This window comes from Dactylosporangium thailandense (assembly GCF_059739745.1).
Genome location: NZ_AP029195.1, coordinates 7,592,341 through 7,617,503, shown reverse-complemented (window position 1 = coordinate 7,617,503; position 25,163 = coordinate 7,592,341). Strand labels below are relative to the sequence as shown.

At 73.6% G+C, this 25,163-nt stretch carries 24 protein-coding genes; 10 read left to right on the top strand and 14 right to left on the bottom strand.

What is annotated here, in order from left to right; translation table 11 throughout:
• Positions 1-37 precede the first annotated feature (37 nt).
• On the bottom strand, positions 38-1,204 hold the full coding sequence (locus tag AC6JBM_RS33785; protein WP_497978052.1) for an NAD(P)/FAD-dependent oxidoreductase: 1,167 nt from the start codon (positions 1,202-1,204) through the stop codon (positions 38-40).
• A 127-nt stretch (positions 1,205-1,331) separates the two neighbouring features.
• On the opposite strand from AC6JBM_RS33785, the gene AC6JBM_RS33780 reads away from it, so the two are divergent.
• Positions 1,332-2,504 carry an MFS transporter gene (locus AC6JBM_RS33780; protein WP_497986566.1) on the top strand — a complete coding sequence of 391 codons (1,173 nt, stop codon included), beginning with the start codon at positions 1,332-1,334 and terminating at the stop codon, positions 2,502-2,504.
• Positions 2,501-2,629, top strand: coding sequence for an MFS transporter small subunit (locus AC6JBM_RS33775; RefSeq protein ID WP_497978051.1), 129 nt, complete (start codon positions 2,501-2,503; stop codon positions 2,627-2,629). Before AC6JBM_RS33780 ends, AC6JBM_RS33775 begins: the two co-directional genes overlap by 4 nt.
• A 20-nt stretch (positions 2,630-2,649) precedes the next feature.
• Here the strand turns inward: AC6JBM_RS33775 and AC6JBM_RS33770 are convergent, their stop codons facing one another.
• Entirely contained in the window at positions 2,650-3,252 is a 603-nt protein-coding gene (locus AC6JBM_RS33770; RefSeq protein ID WP_497978050.1) for a hypothetical protein, read from the bottom strand.
• A gap of 65 nt (positions 3,253-3,317) precedes the next feature.
• On the opposite strand from AC6JBM_RS33770, the gene AC6JBM_RS33765 reads away from it, so the two are divergent.
• On the top strand, positions 3,318-3,566 hold the full coding sequence (locus AC6JBM_RS33765; protein WP_497978049.1) for a hypothetical protein: 249 nt from the start codon (positions 3,318-3,320) through the stop codon (positions 3,564-3,566).
• Here the strand turns inward: AC6JBM_RS33765 and AC6JBM_RS33760 are convergent.
• The 3 genes from AC6JBM_RS33760 to AC6JBM_RS33750 are packed head-to-tail and all read right to left on the bottom strand — an operon-like array spanning position 3,556 to position 5,941.
• Complete coding sequence (locus AC6JBM_RS33760; protein ID WP_497978048.1) at positions 3,556-4,191, bottom strand: nucleoside/nucleotide kinase family protein; 636 nt, start codon at positions 4,189-4,191, stop codon at positions 3,556-3,558. The genes AC6JBM_RS33765 and AC6JBM_RS33760 overlap by 11 nt on opposite strands.
• Positions 4,188-4,976: an SDR family NAD(P)-dependent oxidoreductase gene (locus AC6JBM_RS33755; RefSeq protein WP_497978047.1), complete on the bottom strand. Its 789-nt coding sequence runs from the start codon at positions 4,974-4,976 to the stop codon at positions 4,188-4,190. The genes AC6JBM_RS33760 and AC6JBM_RS33755 overlap by 4 nt, the downstream gene beginning before the upstream one ends.
• On the bottom strand, positions 4,973-5,941 hold the full coding sequence (locus AC6JBM_RS33750; protein ID WP_497986565.1) for an LLM class F420-dependent oxidoreductase: 969 nt from the start codon (positions 5,939-5,941) through the stop codon (positions 4,973-4,975). The genes AC6JBM_RS33755 and AC6JBM_RS33750 overlap by 4 nt, the downstream gene beginning before the upstream one ends.
• Before the next feature lie 148 nt (positions 5,942-6,089).
• On the opposite strand from AC6JBM_RS33750, the gene AC6JBM_RS33745 reads away from it, so the two are divergent.
• Together AC6JBM_RS33745 and AC6JBM_RS33740 are read left to right on the top strand one after the other, a co-directional pair.
• Positions 6,090-6,296: a hypothetical protein gene (locus AC6JBM_RS33745; RefSeq protein WP_350615367.1), complete on the top strand. Its 207-nt coding sequence runs from the start codon at positions 6,090-6,092 to the stop codon at positions 6,294-6,296.
• 104 nt (positions 6,297-6,400) lie between these two features.
• Positions 6,401-7,828 (top strand): GH1 family beta-glucosidase, encoded by a 1,428-nt coding sequence (locus tag AC6JBM_RS33740; RefSeq protein WP_497978046.1) that lies wholly within the window; start codon positions 6,401-6,403, stop codon positions 7,826-7,828.
• Here the strand turns inward: AC6JBM_RS33740 and AC6JBM_RS33735 are convergent, their stop codons facing one another.
• A complete protein-coding gene (locus tag AC6JBM_RS33735; RefSeq protein ID WP_497978045.1) occupies positions 7,829-8,494 on the bottom strand; it encodes a response regulator in 666 nt (221 codons plus the stop codon). It lies immediately after the preceding gene.
• On the bottom strand, positions 8,491-9,789 hold the full coding sequence (locus AC6JBM_RS33730; protein ID WP_497978044.1) for a sensor histidine kinase: 1,299 nt from the start codon (positions 9,787-9,789) through the stop codon (positions 8,491-8,493). Before AC6JBM_RS33730 ends, AC6JBM_RS33735 begins: the two co-directional genes overlap by 4 nt.
• Positions 9,790-9,978: 189 nt before the next feature.
• Between AC6JBM_RS33730 and AC6JBM_RS33725 the strand changes: the two genes are divergently transcribed.
• The 4 genes from AC6JBM_RS33725 to pth2 all read left to right on the top strand — a co-directional run bounded on the left by AC6JBM_RS33725 (position 9,979) and on the right by pth2 (position 12,903).
• Entirely contained in the window at positions 9,979-10,485 is a 507-nt protein-coding gene (locus AC6JBM_RS33725) for a DUF1707 domain-containing protein (RefSeq protein ID WP_497978043.1), read from the top strand.
• Between the two features lie 331 nt (positions 10,486-10,816).
• The gene (locus tag AC6JBM_RS33720) at positions 10,817-11,470 is read left to right on the top strand and encodes an SDR family NAD(P)-dependent oxidoreductase (protein ID WP_497978042.1); all 654 of its coding nucleotides are present in this window, start codon (positions 10,817-10,819) and stop codon (positions 11,468-11,470) included.
• Positions 11,471-11,513: 43 nt separating this feature from the next.
• A complete protein-coding gene (locus AC6JBM_RS33715; RefSeq protein ID WP_497978041.1) occupies positions 11,514-12,323 on the top strand; it encodes a metal-dependent hydrolase in 810 nt (269 codons plus the stop codon).
• Between the two features lie 229 nt (positions 12,324-12,552).
• A complete protein-coding gene (gene pth2 / locus AC6JBM_RS33710; RefSeq protein ID WP_350615380.1) occupies positions 12,553-12,903 on the top strand; it encodes a peptidyl-tRNA hydrolase Pth2 in 351 nt (116 codons plus the stop codon).
• A gap of 388 nt (positions 12,904-13,291) precedes the next feature.
• Here pth2 and AC6JBM_RS33705 read toward each other — a convergent pair whose 3' ends face one another.
• The 6 genes from AC6JBM_RS33705 to AC6JBM_RS33680 form a co-directional block, all read right to left on the bottom strand.
• Positions 13,292-14,176 (bottom strand): DUF72 domain-containing protein, encoded by an 885-nt coding sequence (locus AC6JBM_RS33705; RefSeq protein ID WP_497978040.1) that lies wholly within the window; start codon positions 14,174-14,176, stop codon positions 13,292-13,294.
• Between the two features lie 230 nt (positions 14,177-14,406).
• Positions 14,407-16,647 carry a transglutaminase TgpA family protein gene (locus tag AC6JBM_RS33700; protein WP_497978039.1) on the bottom strand — a complete coding sequence of 747 codons (2,241 nt, stop codon included), beginning with the start codon at positions 16,645-16,647 and terminating at the stop codon, positions 14,407-14,409.
• Complete coding sequence (locus AC6JBM_RS33695; protein ID WP_497978038.1) at positions 16,644-17,753, bottom strand: DUF58 domain-containing protein; 1,110 nt, start codon at positions 17,751-17,753, stop codon at positions 16,644-16,646. The genes AC6JBM_RS33700 and AC6JBM_RS33695 overlap by 4 nt, the downstream gene beginning before the upstream one ends.
• Positions 17,754-17,757: 4 nt before the next feature.
• The gene (locus AC6JBM_RS33690; RefSeq protein WP_497986564.1) at positions 17,758-18,684 is read right to left on the bottom strand and encodes an AAA family ATPase; all 927 of its coding nucleotides are present in this window, start codon (positions 18,682-18,684) and stop codon (positions 17,758-17,760) included.
• Between the two features lie 78 nt (positions 18,685-18,762).
• Positions 18,763-21,342 (bottom strand): fibronectin type III domain-containing protein, encoded by a 2,580-nt coding sequence (locus AC6JBM_RS33685; protein ID WP_497978037.1) that lies wholly within the window; start codon positions 21,340-21,342, stop codon positions 18,763-18,765.
• A 94-nt stretch (positions 21,343-21,436) separates the two neighbouring features.
• Complete coding sequence (locus tag AC6JBM_RS33680) at positions 21,437-22,690, bottom strand: fibronectin type III domain-containing protein (protein WP_497978036.1); 1,254 nt, start codon at positions 22,688-22,690, stop codon at positions 21,437-21,439.
• A 291-nt stretch (positions 22,691-22,981) separates the two neighbouring features.
• Between AC6JBM_RS33680 and AC6JBM_RS33675 the strand changes: the two genes are divergently transcribed.
• Entirely contained in the window at positions 22,982-23,716 is a 735-nt protein-coding gene (locus tag AC6JBM_RS33675; RefSeq protein ID WP_497978035.1) for a TetR/AcrR family transcriptional regulator, read from the top strand.
• A 523-nt stretch (positions 23,717-24,239) separates the two neighbouring features.
• Here the strand turns inward: AC6JBM_RS33675 and AC6JBM_RS33670 are convergent.
• The gene (locus tag AC6JBM_RS33670) at positions 24,240-25,031 is read right to left on the bottom strand and encodes a helix-turn-helix domain-containing protein (RefSeq protein WP_497978034.1); all 792 of its coding nucleotides are present in this window, start codon (positions 25,029-25,031) and stop codon (positions 24,240-24,242) included.
• Positions 25,032-25,163 lie beyond the last annotated feature (132 nt).

The window sequence follows — 25,163 nt, the reverse complement described above, 5'->3', positions numbered from 1 at the left end:
ACGGTGGCCCGCGCTCCGGCGCGGGCCACCGTGCTGTTCAGTGCGTGGGCCCCAGGGTCGGCCACGGATGCGGCGTCTGGGGGAGCGTGAACGTCTCGACCCCGGCGGGCGTGCGGCCCGAGCCGACCCAGCCGGCCAGCGCCGCGCCCGTGGCCGGGGCCATCATGATCCCGGTGGTGAAGTGACCGCCGGCGAACCACGCGTTGGCGACGCCGGGCAGCCGGTCCACGACGGGCTGGCGGTGCTCGATGCGCGGGCGGAAGCAGCACCAGCGGTGGCTGATGTGTGCCCCGTCGGCGGCCGGCAGCAGCGTGGCCAGCGCCTTCGCCATCGGGTCGCTCACCTCGGGCCGGACGTCGGCGCTGTGGTCGCCCTCGTCGAAGGTGCCGCCGCAGACGACGCCGCCGCCCGGCAGCGGGGTGCCGCCGCCGTAGGGGCCGGAAAGGACGCTGCCGAGGCGCCACGGGCCGGGGGCGATGGCGAGCATGTGGCCCTTGACCCAGCGCTGCGGTACACCCTGATGCCACGGCGGCGGGACGAGCCCCGTGGCCACGATCAGCGCGCCCGGGGTGAGGTCGCCGGCCGTGGTGTGCACGGTGGCGACGCGGTCGCCGCGCACCGAGACGCCGAGCAGGCCGACGCCGGTGACCACCTGCCCGGCCCGGGCGGCGAGCGCGGCGGCGAGCCGGAGCGGGTCGACGGCGAGCTGGTCCTCGGCGAGCAGCGCGGCGGCGCCGTCGGGGAGGCGGACGTCGGGCTCCAGCGCGCGCACGTCGTCCTCGCCGAGCACCCGCAGGGCCGGGTCGCCGGGGTCCGGGACCGTCCCGGCCGGGCGGATGTCCAGCCAGCGCGTGGTGCGGATGCCGAGCGCGCCCTGCCATTCGGCGTCGAGGTCGCGGTACAGCTGCCGGCTCTGACGCCCGAACGCCACGAACTGCGGCTCGTCGGTGAGCACGTGCATGTCGGGGGCGATCGCGCCGCCGTTGCCGGAGGAGGCGCCCGGGGCGAGCCGCGGGGCGCGCTCGATCAGCACCACCCGCCCGAGGCCGGCGCGGCGGGCGAACACGGCGGCGGCCAGCCCGATCGCGCCGCCGCCGACCACCAGGACGTCGGGGCTGCGGTCAAGGTCCGGCGGGCGGCCGGGGGCGAGGAGGGCGCGCTCGTCCGCGCTGCGCCGATCGTCCCAGACAGTCACACGATCCACCGGGCAATTGTTGCTCAACTATGGCGACATTTGGATCACGACCTTTCTGATCAGAGGAAAGTTGCGCTGCGAGATAGACGTCGCACGATTTAAACTGTGCTTCTGCCTCAGGAGGTGCCCGATGTCGTTGCTCTCGGCTCTCGACTCCAGGCACACGGTCGCGCCGGAGGGGTACAGCCGCTGGCTGATCCCGCCCGCGGCGCTCGCCGTGCACCTGTGCATCGGTCAGGCGTACGCCACCAGCGTCTACAAGAACTCGCTCATCGCCCACTTCGGCGCCAGCCAGACCGCGATCGGCATCATCTTCAGCATCGCCATCGTCATGCTCGGGCTGTCGGCCGCGGTCGGCGGCACCTGGGTCGAGCGCAACGGGCCGCGGAAGGCCATGTTCGTCTCGGCGTGTTTCTGGGGCGCGGGCTTCCTCGTCGCCGCGCTCGGGATCGGCACGAAACAACTGTGGCTGGTGTACTGCGGATACGGCGTCCTGGGCGGCATCGGGCTCGGCATCGGCTACATCTCGCCGGTCTCGACGCTGATCAAGTGGTTCCCGGACCGCCCCGGCCTGGCCACCGGCCTGGCGATCATGGGCTTCGGCGGCGGCGCGCTGATCGCCAGCCCCCTGTCGCGGCAGCTGCTGTCGCTCTACGACGCCGGCTACAACCCGGACGACGCCAAGTCCGTCGCCGGCGGCGCCGCCCTCGTCCTGCTGTTCGTCACGCTGGGGCTCGGCTACTGCCTCATCATGATGTTCGGCGTCTTCAACGTCCGCGTGCCCCGTGAGGGCTGGCGGCCCGCGGGCTTCGACCCCGCCTCGATCCGCGAGCAGCCGATGGTCACGACGGCGAGCGTGAGCGCCGCCAACGCCCTGCGCACCCGCTCGTTCTACATGATCTACCTGGGCGTCGGCATGGTCCTCTACGCGCTGCTGGCCTCGGTCGGCCACACCGCCACGGCCCTGTTCGTCCTGCTCGCCGGGGTCATCCTGTCGTTCTACGGCGGCGGCTTCGCCACGGTGCCGGCCTACCTGCGCGACCTGTTCGGCACCTACCAGGTCGGCGCCATCCACGGCCGCCTGCTGACGGCCTGGTCGGCGGCGGGCGTGGCCGGCCCGCTGATCGTGAACGGCTTCCTGGACGCCCAGGGCAAGCCGGGCACCCTGACGGCGTCGGCGTACCAGCCGGCGCTCTTCACCATGGTCGGCGTCCTGGCCGCCGGCTTCATCGCGAATCTGCTGATCCGCCCGGTGCCGCAGCGCTTCCACGAGCCGGTCACCGCCGAACCGGAGAAGGTGGCGTCATGAGCGACCCGCGGCCCCGCACCGACGCGCAGACGGCCCGCCTGGCGGTGAGCTGGGCCTTGGTGGCCGTCCTCCTCGGCTACGGCGTGATCGAGACCGTCATCACCGCCGTCAGGCTCTTCGGCTGACGGCCCCGGGCGCCAAGGGTCTAGCCCTCGGCGGACCGGCGGCGCCCCTCCTCGAAGAACGCCCCCAGATCCGGCAGCTCACGCACCGGATGCGCGGCCCCGAAGGACATGTTCCAGAAGTCCCCGGTCCGCGCCCGCCACGGCCCGACGTACGCGTACGGCTCCCCGATCGCCGAGTCCCCGGCCGACACCCCGTAGTTCACCTCGTCGAGCGAGATGCCGAGGTCGAAGTGCTCCGGCCACAGCACCGGCGTGGCCTCGGCGCTCAGCGTCCGCAGCGCCGCGTCGCCGGCGACGAACGCGGCCAGGATCTCCTCGGCCCGGTCGAGCACGACGCAGTCGCCCGCCGTCGCGCCCGACCCGTCCGGATACAGGTCCGCCGGCGCCCCGGGCTCGACACCCGCGTCCGCGGCGATCTCCCCGAGCGTGCGCCCGGCGAGCGCCACCTGCCGCTCGCCGCCGACGAGCAGCGCGTCGGCGGTCACCCGCAGGTCGGGCGCGGCCACCGTGGCGAACCCGCCGCCGGTCACCCGGAGCCGGATGGTCCCGCTGGCCCGGTACTGCGGCCCGGCGAGGACCAGCTCGGCCAGCCCGTGCAGCGAACGTCGCGTCTCGTAGGTCACGGACCCATGATGCCTGCTCGCTTCCGGGCTAAACCCCCGGCACCGGCGGCCATAGACTTCGAGCCGTGACGCGCGCGCTGTTCGACGTGCACACCCATTTCCTGCCGGCGCGGATGCTGCGCAAGGTGTGGGCGTACTTCGACGAGCCGCCCGCGCCGCTGCGGCCGCGGGTGCGGGAGCTGGGGCTCGCCGGGCGGGTGCTGCTCGGCAGCGAGGACTGGCTCGCCGCGGTCTGCTGGGACAACGCCGCCCGCCTGTTCCCGGGCGTCGCGGACCTCGGCGGGCGCCCCGGCGGCGCGGGCCTCAGCGGGTGAGGATGAGGTCGGCCCGGTCGCGGGTGCCGGCGATCACCGCGGCGTTGCGCTCGTCGCTGCGCTGCACCCAGTCCTCGGCCTCGGGCAGGTCGAGGCCCTTGGCCAGCTGCCGGCGCACCAGCGACTCCTGGCGCACCTGGTCCGGCGCGTCGAGGTAGAGCACGAGGTCGACGAGCCCGCGCACCGACGCCCACGGGCCGTGGTCGAGCAGCAGGTAGTTGCCCTCCACGACGATCGCGCGCACGTCGGCGGGGACGGGGATGACGCCGCCGATCGACTCGTGCAGGGTGCGGCTGTAGCTCGGCGCGTAGACGAGCTCCTCGCCGGCCCGCAGGCGCCGCAGCAGGTGTACGAACCCGGCCGCGTCGAACGTCTCCGGCGCGCCCTTGCGGTCGGTCAGGCCGAGGCGGTCGAGCTCCACATTGGACAGGTGGAAGCCGTCCATCGGTACGGCCACACTGGACAGTCCCTCGTGGACGTTCAGCGCGCCGGAGAGCGCCGATGACAGCGTGGACTTGCCGGCGGCGGGCGGACCGCAGATGCCGACGATGGTGCGCCCCGCCCGGCCCCGGACGAAGGGCGCGACCACCTCCAGGGCCGGCTGCAGCACGTCCGGATGCCTCATGCGAGCCGGTCGCGCAGGCCGCGCATGCCGTCGAGCCAGCGGTCGGTGTCGCCGGCGCGGTGCAGGTAGTACTTGGCGACCTCCGGGTGCGGCAGGATCAGGAACTTCTCCGCGTCCAGGCCGGCGACGACCGAGTCGGCGACGGACTCGGCGGACAGCACGGCCCCGCCGGCCGCGGTCACCTTCGCGCCGATGTGGCCCTGCCCGAGGCCGTCGCGCAGCATCGGCGTGTCCACGCCCTGCGGGCACAGCGCGCTGACCTTCACGCCCCGGCCGCCGTACGTGATCGACAGCCACTCCGCGAACGACACCGCCGCGTGCTTGGTCACCGTGTAGGGCGCGTCCCCGACGGCGGTCAGCAGCCCCGCGGCCGAGCAGGTGTGCAGCAGGTACCCGCAGCCGCGCTCGAGCATCGAGGGCAGGACGGCGCGGGCCGAGTACACGTGCGACAGGACGTTCACCGCCCACGTGCGCGCCCACGTCTCGGCGGAGGCCTCCAGCCCGGCGCCGGTGATGATGCCCGCGTTCGCGCAGAACAGGTCGATGCGGTCGAAGCGCCCGAGCGTCTCCCCGACGAGCTCCGCGACCTGCTCCTCGCTGGTCACGTCGGCCTCGACCCCGACCGCCTCGCCGGGCAGCGACGCGGCGAGCGCGGCCGCGGCCGCCCCGTCGAGGTCGGCGAGCACCAGCGCGGCCGCCTGCTCCGCGGCGAAGCGCCGGGCGAGCGCGGCCCCGATCCCGCCGGCCGCCCCGGTGATGACGACGACCTTCCCGTCCACCTTCATGACCGCGCCCCCAGTTCCCGCAACGTGTCCAGGAGCGCGGCTGCGCCCCCGGCGGCCAGTTCCCGCGTCGGCAGCAGCGCGATCACCGGCGTGGTCACGCCCGCGGCCGCGTAGCGCTCGACGTGCGCCCGGCACTGCGCGGGCGAGCCGTGCACGATCAGCTGGTCCACGACCTCGTCCGGGATCGCGGCGAGCGCGCCCTTGCGGTCGCCGGCCGCCCACGCGTCCCACATCGGCTTGAGCACCTCGCCGCGCCCGAGCCAGCGGTGGAACGCCGCGTACGCGGGCACCGTCAGGTACGCCGCGATCAGCCGCCGCGCGGTCGCGCGCGCCTCGGCGGCGTCGCCGGTCGGGCACACGAAGATGCGCGCCGCGATCTCGAAGCCGTCGGGCGCGCCCGCCAGCTCGGCCCGCGCGGTCGCCACGTCCTGCGCCGACAGCCAGTTGAGGACCGCACCGTCGGCCTCGGCCGCCGCCAGGCGCAGCATGCGCCCGCGAAGACCCGCCAGAAGCAGTTTCGGTGGTACCGCCGGTGGCCGCTCGAGCCGGAACCGGCGCACGGTGAAGGTGTCGAAGGTCCCGTCGACGAGCTCGCCGGCCAGCGCCGGGCGCAGGAACCGCAGGAGGTCCCGGCTGCGCTCGAACGGCCGGTCGAACTCGACGGAGTTCCAGTCGCCGACCACGACGGGCGACGACGCCCCGATGCCCAGCGCGAACCGCCCGGGCGCGGCCTCGGCGAGGGTGGCCGCCTGCATGGCGAGCAGGCCCGGCCCGCGGGTGAAGACGGGAACGATCGCGGTCCCCAGCCGCAGGCGGGGCGACCACGCGGAGGCGAGCGCCAGGGGGGTGAACGCGTCCGCGCCGTTGACTTCGGACGACCAGACGTCGGTGAACCCGAGATCCGGTAGCGTGGCGAGCAACGCAGCGTGATCGGGCAGCGGAATCCCGGTCAACGGGATCGTCAGCCCCCATTGGCTGTTCATGCGCCGATCATCTCCGCGAAACGGCCGATGTGGCAAGCAGAACGACGTACAACTCCGTCACCTCTCACGTTGCAGCCGGTAGGCACGCGACGTAGCCTGGCGCGGGTTTCATCGAGCGAAGGAGCACACCATGCTTGGTCTGGAAAAGAAGCTCATGAAGGAATGGGAAGGCAAGAGCGCGCAGGAGCTCGCCGACGCCCCCGTCACCGCGATCGCCGGTGTGAGCGAGGGCGACGCCGAGAAGCTGCAGGCCGCCTTCAACATCAAGACCGTCCGCGACCTGGGCACGAACAAGTACTTCCGCTGGGCGCAGGGCATCGTCGCGCTCGCCGACTGACAACGCCCGGTTCACGACGGCCGCTCCCACCAGGGGCGGCCGTTTCGTCATGCCGGGGGCACTGGACATCGGGGCACTGGCGCGGACCGCTTACCGTCTTGGGGATGCGACGGCGCCACGTGCTGACCCTCGCCGCCGCCGGGGCGGCTGCCGCCGCATGCTCGCCGCGGGACGAGCCGGCACCGCGGGGCGCCGCGGGCACCCCGCCGCCGAAGCCCGGCGCCGGTGGGCTCGCCTTCCCGGCCGGGTTCGCCTGGGGCGCGTCCACCTCGGCGTACCAGGTCGAGGGGGCCGCGGCCGAGGACGGGCGCGGGCCGTCCGTCTGGGACACGTTCAGCCATCAGGCCGGGCGCACCCGGGGCGGCGACACCGGGGACGTGGCCGCGGATCACTACCACCGCGTCTACGAGGACCTCGACCTCATGCGGGACCTGGGGCTCAAGAGCTACCGGTTCTCGATCTCCTGGTCCCGGGTGCTGCCGCAGGGCCGGGGCGCGCTCAACGCCAAGGGCCTCGACTTCTACCACCGGCTCGTCGACGGGCTGCTCGCGCGCGGGATCGTGCCCGTGGCCACGCTGTTCCACTGGGACACGCCGCAGGCGCTGCAGGACAAGGGCGGCTGGGAGCAGCGGGACTGTGCGCAGTGGTTCGCCGACTACGCGCAGCAGATGTTCTACTCCCTCGGCGACAAGGTGGCGACCTGGCTGACGCTGAACGAGCCGAAGACGGTGGTGTCGCTCGGGTACACCACCGGCATCCACGCCCCGGGCAAGCGGGACCACCGGGCCGCCGACGTCGCCGGGCACCACCTGCTGCTCGCGCACGGCCTCGCGGTGCGGGCGTTCCGCGGCACCGGGCGCAAGGGGGCGATCGGCGCGGCCCTCAACCTGTCGCCGGTGTATCCCGCGGACGGCTCGGCCGGGGCGGCCCGGCAGGCGGCGGCGCTCGACGTCGAGGAGAACCGGCGGTGGCTCGATCCGGTGCTGCTCGGGAAGTACCCCGACGGATGGCTCGCCGGGCAGCCGGCGAACGCGCCGATGCGCGCGGCGGTCCGCCACGGCGACGAGGCCGTGATCGGGGAGCGCTCGGACCTGCTCGCGGTGCAGTACTACAACCCGGCGTTCGTGACGGCCCAGGGCGGCCGGGTCACGAAGCACCCGACGACCCAGGCGAGCTGGCTGGAGGTGTACCCCGACGGCCTCTTCGACCTGCTGACCCGCATCAAGCGCGACTACGGCGACATCCCGCTCACGATCACCGAGAACGGCATGCCGAGCACGAACGACGTGCGGGACGACGACCGCATCGCGTTCCTGCGGGACCACTTCGCGGCCGCGCACCGGGCCATCCAGGCGGGCGTGCGGCTGCAGGGGTTCCACGTGTGGTCGCTGCTGGACAACTTCGAGTGGGCCGAGGGCTACTCGCAGCGGTGGGGGCTCATCCGGGTCGACCCGGCCACGCGGGACCGGCGGCGCAAGGCCAGCGCCGAGTGGTACCGCGGCGTGATCGCGAGAAACGGCCTGGACTCCTGATCAGCCCAGCCAGCCGGGGCGGACCAGGCCGGCCTCGTAGGCGAAGACGACCAGCTGGGCGCGGTCCCGGGCGCCGAGCTTGATCATGGCCCGGCTCACGTGCGTCTTGGCCGTCGCCGGGCTCACGTACAGCTTCGCGGCGATGTCCTCGTTGGACAGTCCGGCGCCGACCAGGGCCATGACCTCGCGTTCGCGGTCCGTCAGGGTGTCCAGGGACATCGGGGCCAGCGGGGCCCGGGAGCGGCTGGCGAACTCCTCGATCAGCCGGCGGGTCACGCCGGGGGAGAGCAGGGCGTCGCCGCCCGCGACGGCGCGCACGCCGCGCAGGAGGTCCACCGGCTCGGTGTCCTTCACCAGGAACCCGCTCGCGCCCACCCGCAGCGCCTCGAACACGTACTCGTCCAGGTCGAACGTGGTCAGGATGACGATCCGCACGTCGGCGAGGTCCGCGTCGGCGGCGATGCGGCGGGTCGCCTCCAGCCCGTCCAGCACCGGCATCCGGATGTCCATGAGCACCACGTCGGGCCGCGCCCGGGCGGTCAGCCGCACGGCCTCGGCACCGTCCGCGGCCTCGCCCACGACCTCGATGTCGGCCTGCGCGTCGAGCAGCGCCCGGAAGCCGGCCCGCACCAGGGCCTGGTCGTCGGCGAGCAGCACCTTGATCACGTCGTCTCCTCGTCGCTCAGGGGGATGGTCGCGCGCACCTCGAAACCGCCGCCCTCGCGCGGGCCGGCCTCGACCGAGCCGCCGAAGGTCGCCGCCCGGTGGCGCATGCCCGCGATGCCGTTGCCGCCCTCGCCGGCCGGAGCCGGGGCGCCCGCTCCGTCGTCGGTCACGGTCAGCGTCAGCTCGCGCGGGGCGTAGGCGACGACCACCGTGGCCGTCGCGTCCGGGCCCGCGTGCCGGCGGACGTTGGTCAGGGCCTCCTGCACGATCCGGTACGCCGCCCGGTCGACCTGCGGCGGCAGCGCACGCGGCGTGCCGACGGTGTCGAGGGTGACCGGCAGCCCGGCGCCCCGGGCCTCGCCGGCCAGGCGCTCGAGGTCGGCCAGGCCCAGCGCGGGCGTGCGCGGGGCCGCCTCGCCGGGGTTGAGCCCCGCCAGCACGGCCCGTGTCTCGCGCAGGGCCTCGGCGCTCGCGTGCTTGATGGCGGTCAGCGCCACGCGGGCCTGCTCGGGCTGCTCGTCCATGAGGTGCAGGCCCACCCCGGCCTGCACGTTGATCAGGGACAGGTGGTGGCCGATGACGTCGTGCAGCTCCCGGGCGATCAGCAGGCGCTCGTCGCTGGCCTGGCGGCGGTGCTGCTCCTTGCGCGCCCGCTCCTCCTCGGCGCGGGCCAGGGCCTCCTGGTGGGCGCGGTCGCGGGCCATCTGGCTGTACCGCATCCCGCGCACGCGCGCCGCCTCGCCGAACACGGAGATGATCAGGCACCACACCCCGATGACCACGAGCCGCGCGACGGAGGCGTGCGGGAACACCAAGACGGCGAAGCAGGTGTACGCCACGATCACCGCCAGCCACGTGAGCCAGCGGAACCCGGCGCTGAGCGCGGAGAAGACGGCCACGAGCGCGGCGATGAAGCCCGGCCCGTTCGGGTACAGCATCGAGAAATAGGCGACCGTCGCCGTGAGGGCACCGGCCAGCGCGAACAGCGGCAGCCGGTGGCGGAACAGCAGGGCCGCCGGTCCGGCGATCAGCAGGAGGTACCCGGTCTCGTCCAGGGGGTGCACGGTCGAGCCGTAGGCGGCCGCACGGGTGCCGAAGACCTGCACGAGCGCGAGGAAGATCGCCAGCGGCACGACGTGCGGGCCGGTGAACCGGTTCGCGCGGCGGCGCTCGATCCGCTCCTCGAAACGCTTGAACTTGCGCTCGAGCCGCTCGGCCCGCCGCTCGTGCGCCCAGTGCGCCCGCTCGCTCGCCCAGTGCGCCCGCCGCTCGCCCGGCCACTGCCCTCTCCTCACAGCTCAAACCGTAGTGGAGCCGGTTCACCTGCGGCATCGCCTTCCCGGCGCGGCGGCCTCTACTCCCGCGGGAGTAGACGCCCGGTCCGGCTGCGCCGCCGGAGGTACCGCACGAGCCGTCCCCGGTGCGACGCGCGCCCGGCCGCGGTTCGGCACGCTGGAGTCCATCAACGGAAGGGGGCCGGGAACATGGCCGGCGAGAGGGTGCGCGCCTCGGACGAGGAGCGCGAACAGTACGCCAACATGGTGCGGGCCGGCATGACCGAGGGCCGGCTCACGCTCGAGGAGGGGGAGGAGCGGCTCGCGGGGGTGTACGCCGCGAAGTTCCGCGACGAGCTGCCGCCGATCACCGCCGACCTGCCCGAGGGCGGGCGGCGCGGGCTGTACGAGACGCCGGAGGCGAAGGAGCAGTTCGCGCGGGACGGCCGCCGGCACCTGTGGGGCCACGCGGGCTTCATCGCCGTGGTCGCGGCCGCGCTGACCGGGCTGTGGGCGCTGTCGGGCGCGCACTTCTTCTGGCCGGCGATCCCGCTCTTCTTCATGGTGTTCGGCCTGGCCAGGCATGCGCGCTGGCGGGCGTACGGCGGCCGGCGCTCCGGCCGGGGACCGTGGGGCCACCACGGGCACGGCCGGGCGGAGTGGGGGCGTGGGCCGTGGGGGGCCGCGTCGGACCGCCAGCAGGGCTGGAGCCGCTGACCGCACCGGTGACCCGGCCGGGGCCGCGCGCCGTGGGGGCCGCGCCGCTCCGGCCGGGCGGTCGTCGCTGACACCATCGGGGCCGCCGTCGCCACGCGGCGGCCCCTGACCGCGCCGCTTTGGCCGGGCGGTCGCTGACACCATCGGGGGCTGCTGTCGCCAGGCGGCGGCCCCTGACCGCGCCGCTTTGGCCGGGCGGTCGCTGACACCATCGGGGGCTGCTGTCGCCAGGCGGCGGCCCCTGACCGCGCCGCTTTGGCCGGGCGGTCGCTGACACCATCGGGGGCTGCTGTCGCCACGCGGCGGCCCCCCGGACCCCGGGGAGGGCGTCGTGTTCGGATCATCCTTCGAGCTCAAGGGCCGGATCGCGGTCGTGCTGGGCGGGCCCGACGGCGTCGCCGCGGCCGTCAGCCGGCTGCTGGCCGAGCGCGGCGCACGGGTCGCCGTCGTCGGCGCGGACGAGTCGTCGCTGGCCGACCTGGTCGACGAGCTGCGCTGGAACGGCGCCGAGGCGGTGGGCATCGTCACCACGGGCCTGGAGCACGCCGACGCCGCGGCCATGGATGCCGTACGGCTCAGCGTCCTGGGCGAGCTCGGCGCCCCCGAGCTGCTCTTCGTGCTGCCGTGCCCGCAGGGCACCGGCGGCTGGCAGCGCACCGTCGACAGTGGACTGACCGCCACCTTCCTGGCGCTGCAGGCGTTCGTGCCCGCCATGGCCGAGTCCGGCGCCGGAGCGGTCGTCACGCTGGCGCCCGTGGGCACCGACCCGGCCACGAACGCGGTCGGCGGCGGTGTGACCGCGCTCACCCAGCACTACGCGCGGCTGTTCGCGCTGTCCGGCGTCCGCGCGAATGTCGTCTCTTGGACACCTCGCGGGTCCACCGTGGACGACGCCGCCTACGCGGCCATTTACCTGGCCTCGGACGCCGCCGCGCGCATGACGGCAACGACACTCGACGTTGCGGGCACATTGATGCGGCTGTAGATCCTATGTACGAATGACCGTCCACCTGGGATAGTCACTGCGCATGATGGGCTCCTCGCATGCGTTGTCCGGGGCGGCCGCCTGGTTGACGGGTTCGCTGGCGCTGGAGCAGCTCGCGCACTTCCACCAGACGCCGCTGCAGCTCGCCGTCGGCACCGCGATCTGCGCCGGCGGTGCCCTGGTGCCGGACCTGGACCTCTCCGGCCGCGTCACCACCCGCCAGGGCGGGGCGACGGTCGCGCACACGTTCGGCGTGTTCTCGCTGTTCCTCGCCGAGTGCATCGAGAAGTTCTCGCTCGGGGTCTACAAGATCACGCGCATGAAGTACGACCCGCCGCGGCGCAACGGCCACCGCACGCTCACGCACACGATCGTGTTCAACGTCGGCGTCGGGTACGGCACGCTCGCCCTCTGCCAGGCATACGGCAAGTGGGCCGTCATGGGCGTGCTGTTCATCGCGTTCGCGCTCGCCCTGCGCGGGCTGTTCGAGAAGTGGGCCGAGCGCGCGGGCTGGGTCATCGTGACGCTGGCCGCCGCGGGCGCGGCCTTCATCGTCTACGAGCGGCTGCCCGGCGACCGCGGCTATCCGCTGCTCGGCGTGGCCGTCGGCGTCGGCGGCCTGGTCCATCTGCTCGGCGACATGGCCACCCGGCACGGCTCGCCGATCCTGTGGCCGATTCCGACCGGTCGGCGCATGTGGCGCTGCTTCGGGCTGCCGCACCGGATCGCGCTGACCGCCGGCGACAAGACCGAGACCGTGTTCCTGCGCACCGTGTTCGCGACGGTCGCCGTGTTCGCGGGTGCGGTGCTCGTGGCGCCGGTCCTCATGGAGCGGTTGCACATAGCCTTGTGAGGTGAGCGAAACCCGGCTCGCCACCGGGACCGTATTCCTGCGCACGTGTCCGCCGCGTCGGCCTGTTCGCGGGTGCGGTGTTCGTGGCGTCCATCCGCACGCGGCGGTTGCACGTACCCCCCTGACGAGACCGTTTTCCTGCGCACCGTGTTCGCCGGGGTCGGCGTGTTCGCGGGTGCGGTGCTCGTGGCGCCGGTTCTCATGGAGCGGTTGCACATAGCCTTGTGAGATGAGCGAAACCCGGCTCGTCATCGTCATGCGCACCGATCTCGGCATGGGCAAGGGGAAGATGGCCGCCCAGGCCGCGCACGCCGCCGTCATCGCCGCGTTGCGCAACCAGTCCACGCCGGCCTTCGCCGACTGGTGGCGCGCGGGGCAGCCGAAGGTCGTGCTGAAGGTCGCGGACGAGGACACGCTGGGGCTCGTGGTCGCGGCGGCCGGGGAGGCGGGGCTGCCGGTCGAGGTCGTGCACGACGCGGGGCGCACGCAGGTCGCGGCCGGCACGGCGACGTGCTGCGCGATCGGGCCCGCGACGCACGACGCCCTGAGGCCGGTGACGGGCTCGCTCTCGCTGCTCTGAACGATCGTGCACAAACGCGCAACCGCCGGAATCCTGCGCGAACGCGCGACGGGGCTAGTTCGAATGCGCACGCGGGGTCGGCACGCGGGCTGTCCGCGTGTTCATGCGCGAACGCGCGGGCCGATGACGCGCGAACGCGCGGGCCGACGACGCGCCAACGCGCGGGCCGACGACGCGCCAACGCGCGGGCCGACGACGCGCGAACGCGCGGGCCGACGACGCGCCAACGCGCAATCGGCGGAGTCCACGAGCGCACACGTGGTCAGCTCGCGAGCCGATGAGCGAACGTGCATTCAGCATTCAGCAGTCGGCCATTGCGCAACCGCGCCTGGGTAGGTTGGCGGTCGGAAGCACCGGTTGAGCGCGACGGGGGAGGGTAGGAACTGGGTCAGCTCGCTGTGGTCAGGTTGTCGCCCAGGAGTTCGGCCAGCCGGGCGCCGTCGCGCTGGGCCTGGCCTGCGCAGCAGGTGTTCATCAGCACGTGCACCTCGTCCGCGCCGGTGCTCAGCAGGCGCAGGCGCTCCGCCCAGTCGGCCAGCTCCCGCTCCGAGTAGGCGTAGCGGAACTTCTCCTCCTTCGAGCCGCGCTCCCAGGCCGGGCTGTGCCCGTGGAAGCGCACGATCGCGGGGGAGGCGGTGACGGCCAGCACGGGTGGTACCGATGACGGAAACCCCTGCGGCATGTCCACCGCCACGAACGACGCGCCCGCGTGCTGGAGCCGCTGCAGGGTGTCCAGGGAACGGCGGGCGTCGGTGAACCACGAGCCGTGCCGAAGCTCGACGGCGGGGTGGAACGGGCGGCAGCGCGCGATCGTGTCCTCGATGCGGCGGATCGCGGCCTCGCCGTGCGCGAGCCACGGCGGGAACTGCAGGAGCACCGAGCCCAGGCGCGGGCGCAGCGGTTCGAGGGCCTCGTGGAACCGGCGCCACAGGGCGTCGAGCGTGCCGGTCGGCAGGCCGGAGCGGCGGATCGAGCCGGTGGCGCCCTCGGGCCGCAGGTCCGCCGGCAGCGCGCGCACCTGGGTCGGGTGGCCGGTCAGCAGCGAGAACGCCTTCACGTCGAAGGTGAAGCCGGGCGGGGTCGCGGCCGTCCAGGCGGCGGTGACCTCCGGGGTCGGGATGGCGTAGTAGCTCGTGTCGGCCTCGACGATGTCGAACCGGGTCGCGTAGTGGGCGAGGCGCTGCGCGGGGGTGCGCGCCGCGCGCGGGTACCAGCCGGACGCGAGCAGCTGCCGGTCCGCCCAGGACGCTGTGCCGAGCCGAATGACACCCATGTCATTCATGGGAACCCCGGACAGCCCCGGCGGCAAGTCGAGGGCAGGCTCAGCGGCGCCGGTGCCAGCGGCGGGCGCAGGTCAGGTCGAAGGTCCACATCGGAACGCGGATGGGTCAGGCGGCAAGTCGAAGGCAGGCTCAGCGGCGCCGGTGCCAGCGGCGGGCGCAGGTCAGGTCGAAGGTCCACATCGGAACGCGGACGGGTCCGGCGGCAAGTCGAGGGCGGGGGTCAGCGGCGCCGGTACCAGCGCAGGGGGCGTGGGTCGAAGGTCCACAGCAGCCGCCGCCACCAGGGGCGGCGCGAGCGGAGATCGTCGACGTAGGCCGTGGCCTGCGCCGTGGCGCGGGCGGCCTGGGGCTCGCCCGGGCCGGCCGCGGGAGTCGCGAAGGCCACGGCGTTGACCAGCGTCGCCAGCTCGTCGACGGGCGGCACGGCAGGGCGCAGCGCGCGGCCCGGGGCGTGGGCGCGGGGCTCGGCGGCGCTGGCGGCGTAGCGCGCGATCTCGCCCGCCGTCAGGTGCGCCGGCGCCGGTCGTCCCGCCTGGCGCAGGCCGATGAGCACCTCGTGCCAGGCGGCGTCGATGCGCACCGCGGGCGGTCCCTCGCGCAGGCGGTGCCGGCGGCGACGGGCGAGCACGACCGGTACCGCTGCCAAATAGGCGATGACGAGGACCAGCGCGGCCCCGGCGGCCGACACCGCGAGGAGCGTCGTGTGGTCCCCGGCCGCGGCGACGGGGGCGGCGGAGGAGTGCGCGGAGGCCGAGGACTGCGCGCTGCCGTCGACCGACGGCGGCGGGACGGACGGGGGCGGCGGCTGGGACGGCGGCGCCTTGGGCTTGAAGTCGTCCTCCACCGGCCGCTGCACCGTGTCGGACTTCGGCAGCGGGTCGAACGCCACCCAGCCGAAGCCCTTGAACTCGACCTCGGGCCAGGCGATCGCGTCCGCCCCGCGGATGTCGTGCCGGCCCTGGTGCGTCTGGAAGCCCACGGCCACCCGCGTCGGCAGCCCGGCCAGCCGCGCCAGCACCGCGAACGCGGCGGTGAACTGCTCCGACGTGCCCTTCTGCCCGCCGAGCTGCTTGTTGCCGAAGAGGAAGTGCTCGACGTTGGGGTACGCGTGCCCGCTCGGCGCGTCCGAGACGAGCTTGTAGTGCTCCTCCAGCCACTGCTGGATCGCGAAGGCGCGCTGGTACGGGTTGGAGACGCCCTCGCCGAGGTGGCTGCCGAGCTGCGCGATCGAGTCCGGCACCTTGCCCGGCAGCGCCAGGAACCGGGCCGCCTCCTGCGGCGACGGCACCTCGGCGACGAGGAGCGCCTGGTCGTCGGGGCGCGGCCGCTGGCGGGAGGTGACCGTGTACGTCAGCCCCTTGCGCAGGCTGTCGGCGAGCGCGACGGTGCCGGTCTCGGCGTCGTAGGCCACGCGCACGCCCTCGACGCGCTCCGGGCTGGCGATCCCGGGCAGGAGCCGGCCGTCGAGCTCGTCGATGGTGATCGTCTGCGTGACCTCGGGGCCCTCGCCGCCGGAGCGGCCCAGCACGCGGCCGGCGTTGCGGTAGACGGAGCCGATCCGCCAGGTGATGCCGTCGTAGTCGTTGAGCACCGCGAGCCGGATGATCGGCTCCTGCTCGGCGCCCGGCCCGGGCGTGACGACGGCGTCGAAGAGGTGCTGGTCCTTGTTGAGGTTCCAGCCCGACAGGCGCACGAGCGGGTTCTCGTCGAGCGCGTCGAGCTGCGGCGGGGTGACGTAGTTGCGCGGGTCGACCGGGGTGTCGTTGCCCTGCTGGGCGACGGTCGGGCCGAGCAGCTGCGACAGCAGGACGATGACGGCGAGCCCGGCCGCCGCGCCCGCGCCGACCCGCAGGCCGAGCGTGCGGCGCTGGGCCCCGGTGAGCGTGTCGCCGCCCAGGTCCGGCCGCGCGCTCGCGATGAGCCCGAGGATCGCCAGGGCCGCGTACGCCATCGGGATCCACGTCGTCGCCCGCGCCGCGGTCGTGTCCGGGCCGACGAGGTAGAGCGCGGCCCCGAACAGCGCGGTGGGCGCGCTGTAGGAGAGCAGGACGCGGCGGTACCGCACGCCGGCCTCGGCCGCCGCGAGCCCCGCGAGCCAGGTCGCGATCACCGGCAGCAGCACGGTGTCCGGCTGCGGCTCGATCGGGATGAGCGCGGTGAGCAGGCGCGGGATGCTGTTGCGCAGGGCCTCGCGGGCGACGTCCGGCACGGCGCCCGGGATCTGGCCGGCCTGCGCGGACACGCGCACGGTCACGAACACCATCACGGCCAGGCCGAGCACCGAGGCGGGCGCGGCCGTGTAGGCGGGCAGCCGGCGCACCGCGACGCTGATGAGCACCGAGGCGGCCGCGGCGACCGTGGTGAGCAGCGGCAGCAGGGTGCCGTTGTAGATCGGGGCCAGCGCGAGGCCGCTGAGGATGAGCATGCCCAGCAGCGCCAGCGGCACGACGACGCGTCTCACCAGCGCTGCACCCCGTCCCAGGCCGCGGCGAACTCCTCGCCGTCGCGCACGGCCAGGACGACGACCCGCTCCAGGGCCGGGCCGGCGTCGCCGAAGACGCCGGCGACCAGCGTCGGGTAGGCCGTGCGCAGGGTGCTGACCCGGGACAGGTCGGGGTCGCCGGTGAGGTAGACGAGGGTGTCGCCGACGCGCTGGGTGCGGAGCTCCTCGATGGACTTCTCGGACATTTCCGAAAAGTCCGCCTCGGCGAGCACGTCCAGGAAGTCGCGCGCCGACGAACCGGTTGCGGCCCGGCCCGACAGCAGCCGCAGTGCGATGGGGAGCTCGTCGCGGAACGCGGCCATGACCAGGGACGCCGCGGCCTCGCAGGCGGCCTCGAACCGCTCGGGATCCGGGTACGAGGTGCGGCGGTCATCGAGCAGTACCGCCAACCGGGGCAGCGACGTGTCCAGCTGCTCGCGCACCATCAGCTCGCCGACCTTGGCCGAGGTCCGCCAGTGCACCCGCCGCAGCTCGTCGCCGACGACGTACTCCCGCAGCGTGTCGAACGTGATCGTGCCGTGCGGCACCCGGTCGTCGCGCCCGTCGAGGGAGCGCGTGATGCCCGTCGGCACCGCGGTCAGGCGGTGCACGCGTGGGTACACCCAGACCTGCGCCGTCCCCCCGTAGCCGCGCGCCAGCGCCATCAGCCCGAGGGGGTCGCGGCGCACCACGCGCAACGGGCCGATGGCGACCACGCCGCGGCGGTCGGTGGGCACGGGATACTGCGCCGTCGTCTCGCCCCCGGCCTTCAGACGCAGCAGTGGTACCGGTACCGACGCCGTCCCGCAGCGATCGTGCGCGACCAGCGTGGCGCCCCGCAGCCGGCTCGTGTTGCCGACCGTCAGCGTCACCGTGCTCGACTCGCCGCGCATCACCCGGTCCGGCTCCACGCCGCGCGCGACGGTCAGCCGCGGGCGCCACCACACGTAGCCGGCCGCGAACACGAGCGACGCGACGCACGCGGTGCCCAGGACGACCAGGTGGCGGTACCCGAAGACGAGCCCGGCGGCGAGCAGGACCACGGCCGCCGCGCACAGCCCGGCCCCGCGGGCGGTGAGGCGCACCGGATCAGGCCGCGACGGGAGAGGGCACGGGCACCGCCTCGAGCACCTGGCGCACCACGTCGGCCGGCGACACGCCGCGCACCTGGGCGTCGGGGGAGAGCACCAGCCGGTGCGCGAACACCGGCTCGGCGAGCGCCTTGAGGTCCTCCGGCACCACGTAGCCGCGGCCGTCGGTCAGCGCGTACGCGCTCGCGGCCCGGGTCAGCGCGATGATGCCGCGCGGGCTCACCCCGATGCGGATCTGCGGGTGGGCGCGGGTCGCGTTGCCGAGCTTCACCGCGTAGGCGAGCAGCGGGTCGGCGATGTGCGCCCGCCGGGCCAGCCGCACGAGCTGGGCGACGGCCGGGGTGTCGGTGACCGGGTCGAGGGCCTCGGGGGAGCGGCTCACGGCGCCGCGCAGCACCTCGATCTCGACGGCCTCGGCCGGGTACCCGACGGAGAGCTTCATGAGGAACCGGTCCAGCTGCGCCTCCGGCAGCCGGTAGGTGCCGTCCATCTCGATCGGGTTCTGCGTGGCGACGACGAGGAACGGGCGGGGCACGCCGTGGCGGACGCCGTCGACGGTGACGTACCGCTCCTCCATCACCTCCAGCAGCGCCGACTGCGTCTTCGGCGAGGCCCGGTTGATCTCGTCGGCGATGACGATGTTCGCGAAGACCGGCCCCGGGTGGAACTCGAAGCCGCGGGTCGCCTGGTTGAAGATCGTCACGCCGGTGACGTCGGAGGGCAGCAGGTCGGGCGTGAACTGGATGCGCCGCCACTGGCCCTGCACGCTGGCCGCGATCGCCCGCGCGAGGGTGGTCTTGCCGACGCCGGGCACGTCCTCGAGCAGGACGTGCCCCTCCGCCAGCAGTGCGGTCACCGTCAGCCGCACGACCTGCGGCTTGCCGAGCACGATCGACTCGATGTTGCGCGCGAGCCGGCCCACCAGCTCGGCCGCGGCGCCGACCTCCTCGCTGCTCGGTGGACCCTGGGGCGTTGACTGCTCAGCCGTGATCACGGTGCTCCATCAGCATTGCTTGAGCGGCCCCGTGCCGCTGGGCAGATTCAACCAGGCGTAGGGGATGTAGTTCTCCCCCTGGAACTGGATCTTGATCCACTGCGTGCTCTTCTTGCCGCCGTACGGCTCGGCGTTGATGCTCACGCTGGTGTTGGTCTGGCAGATCGCGACCCAGCTCTCGCCGTTGAAGGTGTCGCCGATGCCGGAGCCGGACTGCGACGGCGTCCGGTAGACCCAGATGCCGCCGCCGCTCGCGGTCTTCCCGCAGTAGGTCGGGTCGTTGCAAATGACGGTGCCCTTGTAGACCGGCGTGCTGATCGACCCGCTGCCGCTCGCGGTCATCCCGGCGTCGTTGGTGATCGTGACGGTGTAGGTGTAGGCGGTGTTCGGCCACAGCCCGCCCTGTGTCAGCGAGCCCGAGCAGTTGCCCGACGTGCTGCCGGCCCCGGCGACGGCGAGCACGCAGGTGCCGGGCGAGCCGCCGTCGGTCGCGGTGAAGTGCACGGTGATCGAGTTGAGGGCAGCGGTGTCCGCGCCGTCGTTCACGGTCATCTTCGGCTGGGCGAGCGTGCTGCCCGACCCGGTCGCCGCCGCACCCTGGCCCGCCTTGTTCACGGCCCGCAGCTGGATCGTGACCGCCTCGGCGTCCTTGAACCCGGTGAACTCGTGGGTCAGCGCGGTGCCGATGGTCGACTTCGTGCCGTTGACGGTGGCCTCGTACCCCGTGAGCGGCGACCCGTTGTCGGCCGGCGCCTTCCACGTGGCGACCACCGTGCCCCGCTTGGTCGTCGAGGCCTTCACGGTCAGCCCCGTCGGCGCGCCCGGCTTGTTGAACGGCACGACCGACGGGCTCAGCGGCGACTGCTCCGAGCTCGCCCCGATGTCGTTGATCGAGGCGACCTTGAAGGCGACCTGGGTGCCGTACGTCAGCTCCCCGGCCGGCACCGAGAACTGCGGCTGGGCCGACTCGAACGTCTCGGACTCGCCGGTGCCGACGGTCGTGATGACGTACTTCGCGATCTTGTGGCCCTGCCCGTTCGCGGCCGGCCACGTCACGGCGACCGTCCCGTCCGGGTTGGCCGTCGCGGCCACGCTCGCCGGCGGGTCGGGGACGTCGCGGGTCGGCACCACCGGGTTCGCGGCCTTCTTCGGCCCGTTGCCCTTGGCGTTGACCGCATAGACCGTGAACTTGTACGTCTGGCCGTTCGTCAGCCCCGTGACGTCCAGCGCCCGCTGGCTCGCCCCGACCTCGTGCGGCGGCTGCCCGTCGCCCTCGACCACGTATTTCGTGACCGCGGCGCCGTTGGGCGGGGCCGCCGACCAGGTCACCCGCGCGGTCGCGTTGCCCGCGATGGCGTTGACCCGGGCCGGCGCGCCGGGCGGCCCGACGGGCGGCTTGGTCTGCGGCGGGGGCGGCGGCGCGGGCGGCGCCTCGCCCCCGAGGACGTCGTTGGCGTACTTGTCGACCGTGGTCACGTGGTTCTTGCCGTCCACGACCCGCGCGGTCGAGCCGCCGGGCGCGTTGATGAACAGGCGGTCCTCGCGGACCTCCAGCTCCAGCGCCTTGCCGCCAGCCTGGATGCGGATCGGGTCCAGCGCCTTGCCCTGCGCGTCGAGCACGTAGACGGTCCCGGTCGCGTCATCGGCGCAGTAGAACCGGCCCGACCAGGCCACGCACGGCTTGAGCCGGGGGCTGTCGCCCGGCACCGCGAAGTCGCTGATCCTGTCGTTGTTCACGACGTACACGTGGCTGCCGTCGACCACCGTCACCGGCACGTCGCCGCCGACCGTCCGCTCCGCCACCCCGCCCTCGCCGCCGAGCTGCAGCGGGACCTTCTTCACCGTGTCGCCGTGCAGGGTGGTCAGCGTCGTGGCGGTCTTGTCGAGCACGGCCACGCCGGTGTCCAGGATGGACAGCGCCATGTCGTGGTTGGGATCGGCCACCCCGACCGTCTTGACCTTCACCGGGTCGCCGGCGAACCCGCCGCCCTGGCCGCCCGCGGGGGAGGCGGGCCTGCTCTTCGCGGCGTCGATCGCGACGACCGTGCCCTCGGAGGGCACCAGCAGCCACAGCCGGCCCTTGTCGTCGAACAGGCCGCCGGAGATGCCCGGCGGGAAGCTCAGCGTCTCGCCGACCGGCAGCAGCGTCATCGGGTCGAGCTGGCGGACCTGGCCCTGCACCGTGTCGATGATGAAGGCGGTGTCGTCGTGCACCGCGACCGTCACGCCGATGCCCGGCGTCGACTGCGTGGTGGCCCCGAGGCTCAGGCTGGAGAGGTCGAGCACGCTGATCTTGCCCGTATTGAAATCTCGCAGGATCACGAAGCGGTCACTCTGGGTGACTTCCATCTCGTGTCCCTGCGCGTCGCTGATCCTCGTGCGGGTGTCGACCTTGCCGGTGACGCCGTTCACGCGGGCGATCTCGCCCTTGTCCGCGCTCCACAGCCAGGCGCTGACGTCGAAGCTCGCGACGGCGTGGTTCGCCGAGCCCGTGCCCCACAGCGTCAGGCCCAGCACCGCGACCAGGGCCGTGATCGTGCCGCCCGTGATCAGCGCACCGCTGCGCCCCGAGCCCAGGTTCAGACGCATTGCCTCACCATCCCGGCCCCCTCCCCGAAACCGGCGCCCATCATATTCCGGTCGATGGGTGGCGGGTACCCGGTCACGGAGCGTGGTTGTTGCACTATTTGCGCTTGGTGCACGCCAGGTCCGACAGCTGGACGTCCTGGGTGCCATAGACGGCGGCCACGGTGAAGCAGTAGTCGAGCTTCGGGTTCAGGCCGTTGATCGTGTACTTCGTGGTGCCCGCCGGCAGCCCCTGCAGCTCGCGCATGGCGCCCTCGGTGCCGCCCGCCACGATGAACGGGACGGTGCCCTTGGTCGGGTCCTGCCAGGTCATCGTCACGCTCGTCTTGTCGTCGCGCAGGTGTAGCTCGCGCGGGGCGCGGCCGCTGCCGATCGCGGCGGCGGAGGGCTCGTCCGAGGCGGGGCCGCCCGATTGCGGGGCGGCGACGGTCGGGGCCGGCCCGGGGTCCTTGCCGCCGGCGCTGACGAAGGCCACGGCGGCCGCGGCGGCGCCGCCGAGCACCGCGATCACGGCGATGACGACGATCGCGACCATCGGCGAGCGGCGCTGGCGCGGCTCGGGCTGGACGGGCCTCGGCTGCGGTGGCGGTGGCTGTTCCCACCGCGGCTCGGGCACAGGCCTGTACTCGGGTGCCGGCCTGTACTCGGGTGCTGGGCGGTAGTCGGTGCGCTGCAGCACGCCCGGTGCGGCCTGCTGCCACGGCGCCGGTTGGTAGTCGTCCTCGTCCGGGTCTTCGTCGGGCTCGTCGAACTGCTGGTCGAACGGCTGGTCGAAGTCGTCGTCCCGTGGCTCCGGCCGGAAGATCGGCCGGTCGTCCGCCGGTGGCCGCGGCCGGGGCGTGATCGGTTCGAACGTGACGGTCGGGGCCGTGACCGGGTCGAACACGACCGGCGGGGGCGGCGCGTGGACCGCGCCCTCGGGATCGGGCAGCCCGAGGTACTCCCGCGCCGCCCGGACGTTCGGGTGCCCGTCGCCGAGCACCTGGGGCCCGAGCTTGGCGACCTGGCCGTACCGCCGCTTCGCCTCGAACACGTTCCCGAGCTCGTCGGCGACGCGGGCCAGCTCGAACGAGAGCGCGAGCATGACCGCGTGCGCGTCGCCGAGCGTGTGATGCCCGGCCGCCAGCCCCTCCTCGAGCGCCCGCCGCGCGTCGCCCAGCTCGCCGACCTCGACGTGGTACCGCGCGAGCTGGGCGGTGGCGGCGAGCACGTCGGGGTCGTCGCCGCCGAGCGCCGTGGTCGCGGCGTCGAGGGCCTGGCCGAGCAGCGCGAGTGCGCCCCGTTTGTCCCCGTGCGAGGCGATTGCTCGGGCGCCTTGCAGGGCGTTGGCCAACTGGGCGGACGAGGACACGCCGATACTCTGCCCTGTCGGCCGGGTACCTCGCCACCCGATGTCACCCGACTAACGAGATCGCCGCCGAACAGTGTCATCCGCCCGGCCCCTGTCCGCCCGGCCCGGCCGCCCGTCCCGCGGGTGATGACCCGTCTGTTCGGCACGGCGGCGTGGCCTTGGGGGTGGCGTAGCGGCGCCCGATCGGTTCGGTCCGTTGCTCCGGGCCGTTGTGCGAGGCCCCGGTTCGGTTCGCGCAGTGTGCCGATCCGGCGCCGGGCCGCGCCGGGCCGATCGACGGATACTTGTCGCATGGCGACCGATTCGCTGGGCCAGCTGCCGGGTGCGCGCGAGGGCCGTGACCCCGCCCGCGCGATCAAGCGCGGCCCGAGCCGGGTCCCGCCCGAGGTCATCGCGGCCAACCAGCGCGAACGCCTCTTCGACGCCCTCGTGCACACCGTCGCCGAGAAGGGCTACGCGAACGCCACGGTGAGCGACATCTGCCGCGCCGCGGGCGTGACCCGTCCCGCCTTCTACGCCCTGTTCGCCGGCAAGGACGACGCTCTGATCGCGACCTACCGCCACGGCACCGGCCTGCTGTTCAAGATCATGGAGGACGCCTACCGCGACGAGTCCGGCTGGCGCGAGGGCGCCCGCGCCGCCCTGCGCGTCATGCTCCAGGTCCTGGCCGAGCTGCCCGCCTTCGCGACGATGGCGGTCGTGGAGATCGACGCGGCCGGCCCGCACGGCCGCATCGAACGCGCCCGCATGCTGCGCCGCTTCGACCGCTTCTTCGCCGAGGCGCCGAGGGCCGCGGACCTGCCGATGCCGGAGGAGCTCGTCGAGACGATCGTGGGCGGCATCTACGCCACGGTGTACCGCTATGTCGCCGCCGGCCGCGTCCAGGACCTCCCGGCCCTGCTGCCCACGCTGACCTACTTCACGCTGGTGCCCTTCGTGGGCCGCGAGGAGGCCGCGTCGGAGCTGGGAATCGATGCCCCGCCCACGGGCCCGGCCAAGCCGGCCGAGTGCCGAATCAGCCCGTGACGCCGCCGAACCGGCCGGTGACGCCTCCGGATCAGCCCGTGACCCGGCCGAATCAGCCCGTGGCGCCGCCGAACCGGGCGGTGACGCCTCCGAACCGGCCCGTGACCCGGCCGAATCAGCCCGTGGTGCCGGATTAATTCGCTCTTAGCCGGTTATATCCGAATTGCCGCACTGAATCGGCGGCCGGGACGGTCGGAATCGCTTTCTTCCTGTATTACTCTCCCGATCCCCGTTGCTCTACCTCATGTGCCCGATGTGATTACTCCATCGCCTTTCCTGCCGGCGAGAATGCCCGGAAAGCCGTGACGCTTCGGTTACGCCGCGCCTTCACCGGCTTGCGCAAAGGCCCTCTGTCTCGGTGTCCAATCCGGCACGCGGGGTCAGGCGGCCGATGCGGAGCGTTGATATTGCACCCGTGCCACTCGAAGCTCGGGCAGTGCGCACGGTCAGGCGGGCCCGCAGTTCGGAACGCTGATACGGCACCCGCGCACCCTGAAGTTCAGGCGGTGCGCCGGTCAGGGGTTCAGGCGGTGCGCGGGGTCAGGCGGCCGGGCAATGCGGAGCGCTGGTGCGGCACCCGAGGCGCGGGGGAGCGGTGCAGCGCCGCGCGGAAGTTTCCCGGGGACTGGCCGGTCTCGCGGGCGAAGAAGCGGCCGAAGTTCGTCGGCTCCTCGAACCCAAGCTGCCGCCCCACGTCGGACACCGGGAGCTCACTCGTGGCGAGGACACGCTTGGCCTCCAGCGCCACGCGCTCGTCGATGAGCTGCTTCGCGCTGCGGCCCGTCACCGCCAGGCTCGCCCGGGTGAGGGTCCGCACCGAGCAGCGCAACTGGTCGGCGTAGTCCTCGACGCGCCGGTGGCGCACCTCGCGCTCGAGCTCCTTGCGCAGCTGACCGATGAGGAGGTCGGCGGGGCTTCGGCGCGGTACCGGCGCCAGGGACGAAATCCGCATGAGCAGCACCGCGACCGAGTGCGCGAGCAGGGTCGAGCCGAACGCGGTCCCGCCGAAGCGAACCTGGTCCACGCCGATCTGCGCGATCTCGGCCACGATCGCGTCCTCGTCCTCGCCGGCGGGCTGCCAGCAGGCGGGCGCGAACGGGTCGGCGACGAGCTCGGGCAGTGGAAGTTCGGGCAGGATCGACGGTGCGAACGTGAGCACCGTGGCGTCGAAGCCGGCCTGCCCGCCGAACTGGTGAACCTGTCCCGGACGGCCCCACAGCAGGGTTCCCGGCCGGCACGCGTACGTCACGAAGTCCACCGCATGCGTGCCCTGCCCCGCGCTGACGAGGATGACCACGTGGTCAGTGGTTTGCACGGGGAAGCGCCCCACGGGCAGGTCGCTCAGGCGCGCCGCGCCGACAGGGTCACTGGATAGGCCGCCGAAACTGACCATGACCAGCCCGACTGTACCGAAGGACCGCCAATCGGCAACCCGGACCTGGGCTGT

Coding starts and splice junctions, on each gene's coding strand:
- AC6JBM_RS33675 (WP_497978035.1), top strand. CDS start 22,982: ATGGCGACCGATTCGCTGGGCCAGCTGCCGGGTGCGCGCGAGGGCCGT.
- AC6JBM_RS33775 (WP_497978051.1), top strand. CDS start 2,501: ATGAGCGACCCGCGGCCCCGCACCGACGCGCAGACGGCCCGCCTGGCG.
- AC6JBM_RS33715 (WP_497978041.1), top strand. CDS start 11,514: ATGATGGGCTCCTCGCATGCGTTGTCCGGGGCGGCCGCCTGGTTGACG.
- AC6JBM_RS33740 (WP_497978046.1), top strand. CDS start 6,401: ATGCGACGGCGCCACGTGCTGACCCTCGCCGCCGCCGGGGCGGCTGCC.
- AC6JBM_RS33705 (WP_497978040.1), bottom strand. CDS start 14,176: ATGGGTGTCATTCGGCTCGGCACAGCGTCCTGGGCGGACCGGCAGCTG.
- AC6JBM_RS33685 (WP_497978037.1), bottom strand. CDS start 21,342: ATGCGTCTGAACCTGGGCTCGGGGCGCAGCGGTGCGCTGATCACGGGC.
- AC6JBM_RS33760 (WP_497978048.1), bottom strand. CDS start 4,191: ATGAGGCATCCGGACGTGCTGCAGCCGGCCCTGGAGGTGGTCGCGCCC.
- AC6JBM_RS33745 (WP_350615367.1), top strand. CDS start 6,090: ATGCTTGGTCTGGAAAAGAAGCTCATGAAGGAATGGGAAGGCAAGAGC.
- AC6JBM_RS33725 (WP_497978043.1), top strand. CDS start 9,979: ATGGCCGGCGAGAGGGTGCGCGCCTCGGACGAGGAGCGCGAACAGTAC.
- pth2 (WP_350615380.1), top strand. CDS start 12,553: ATGAGCGAAACCCGGCTCGTCATCGTCATGCGCACCGATCTCGGCATG.
- AC6JBM_RS33755 (WP_497978047.1), bottom strand. CDS start 4,976: ATGAAGGTGGACGGGAAGGTCGTCGTCATCACCGGGGCGGCCGGCGGG.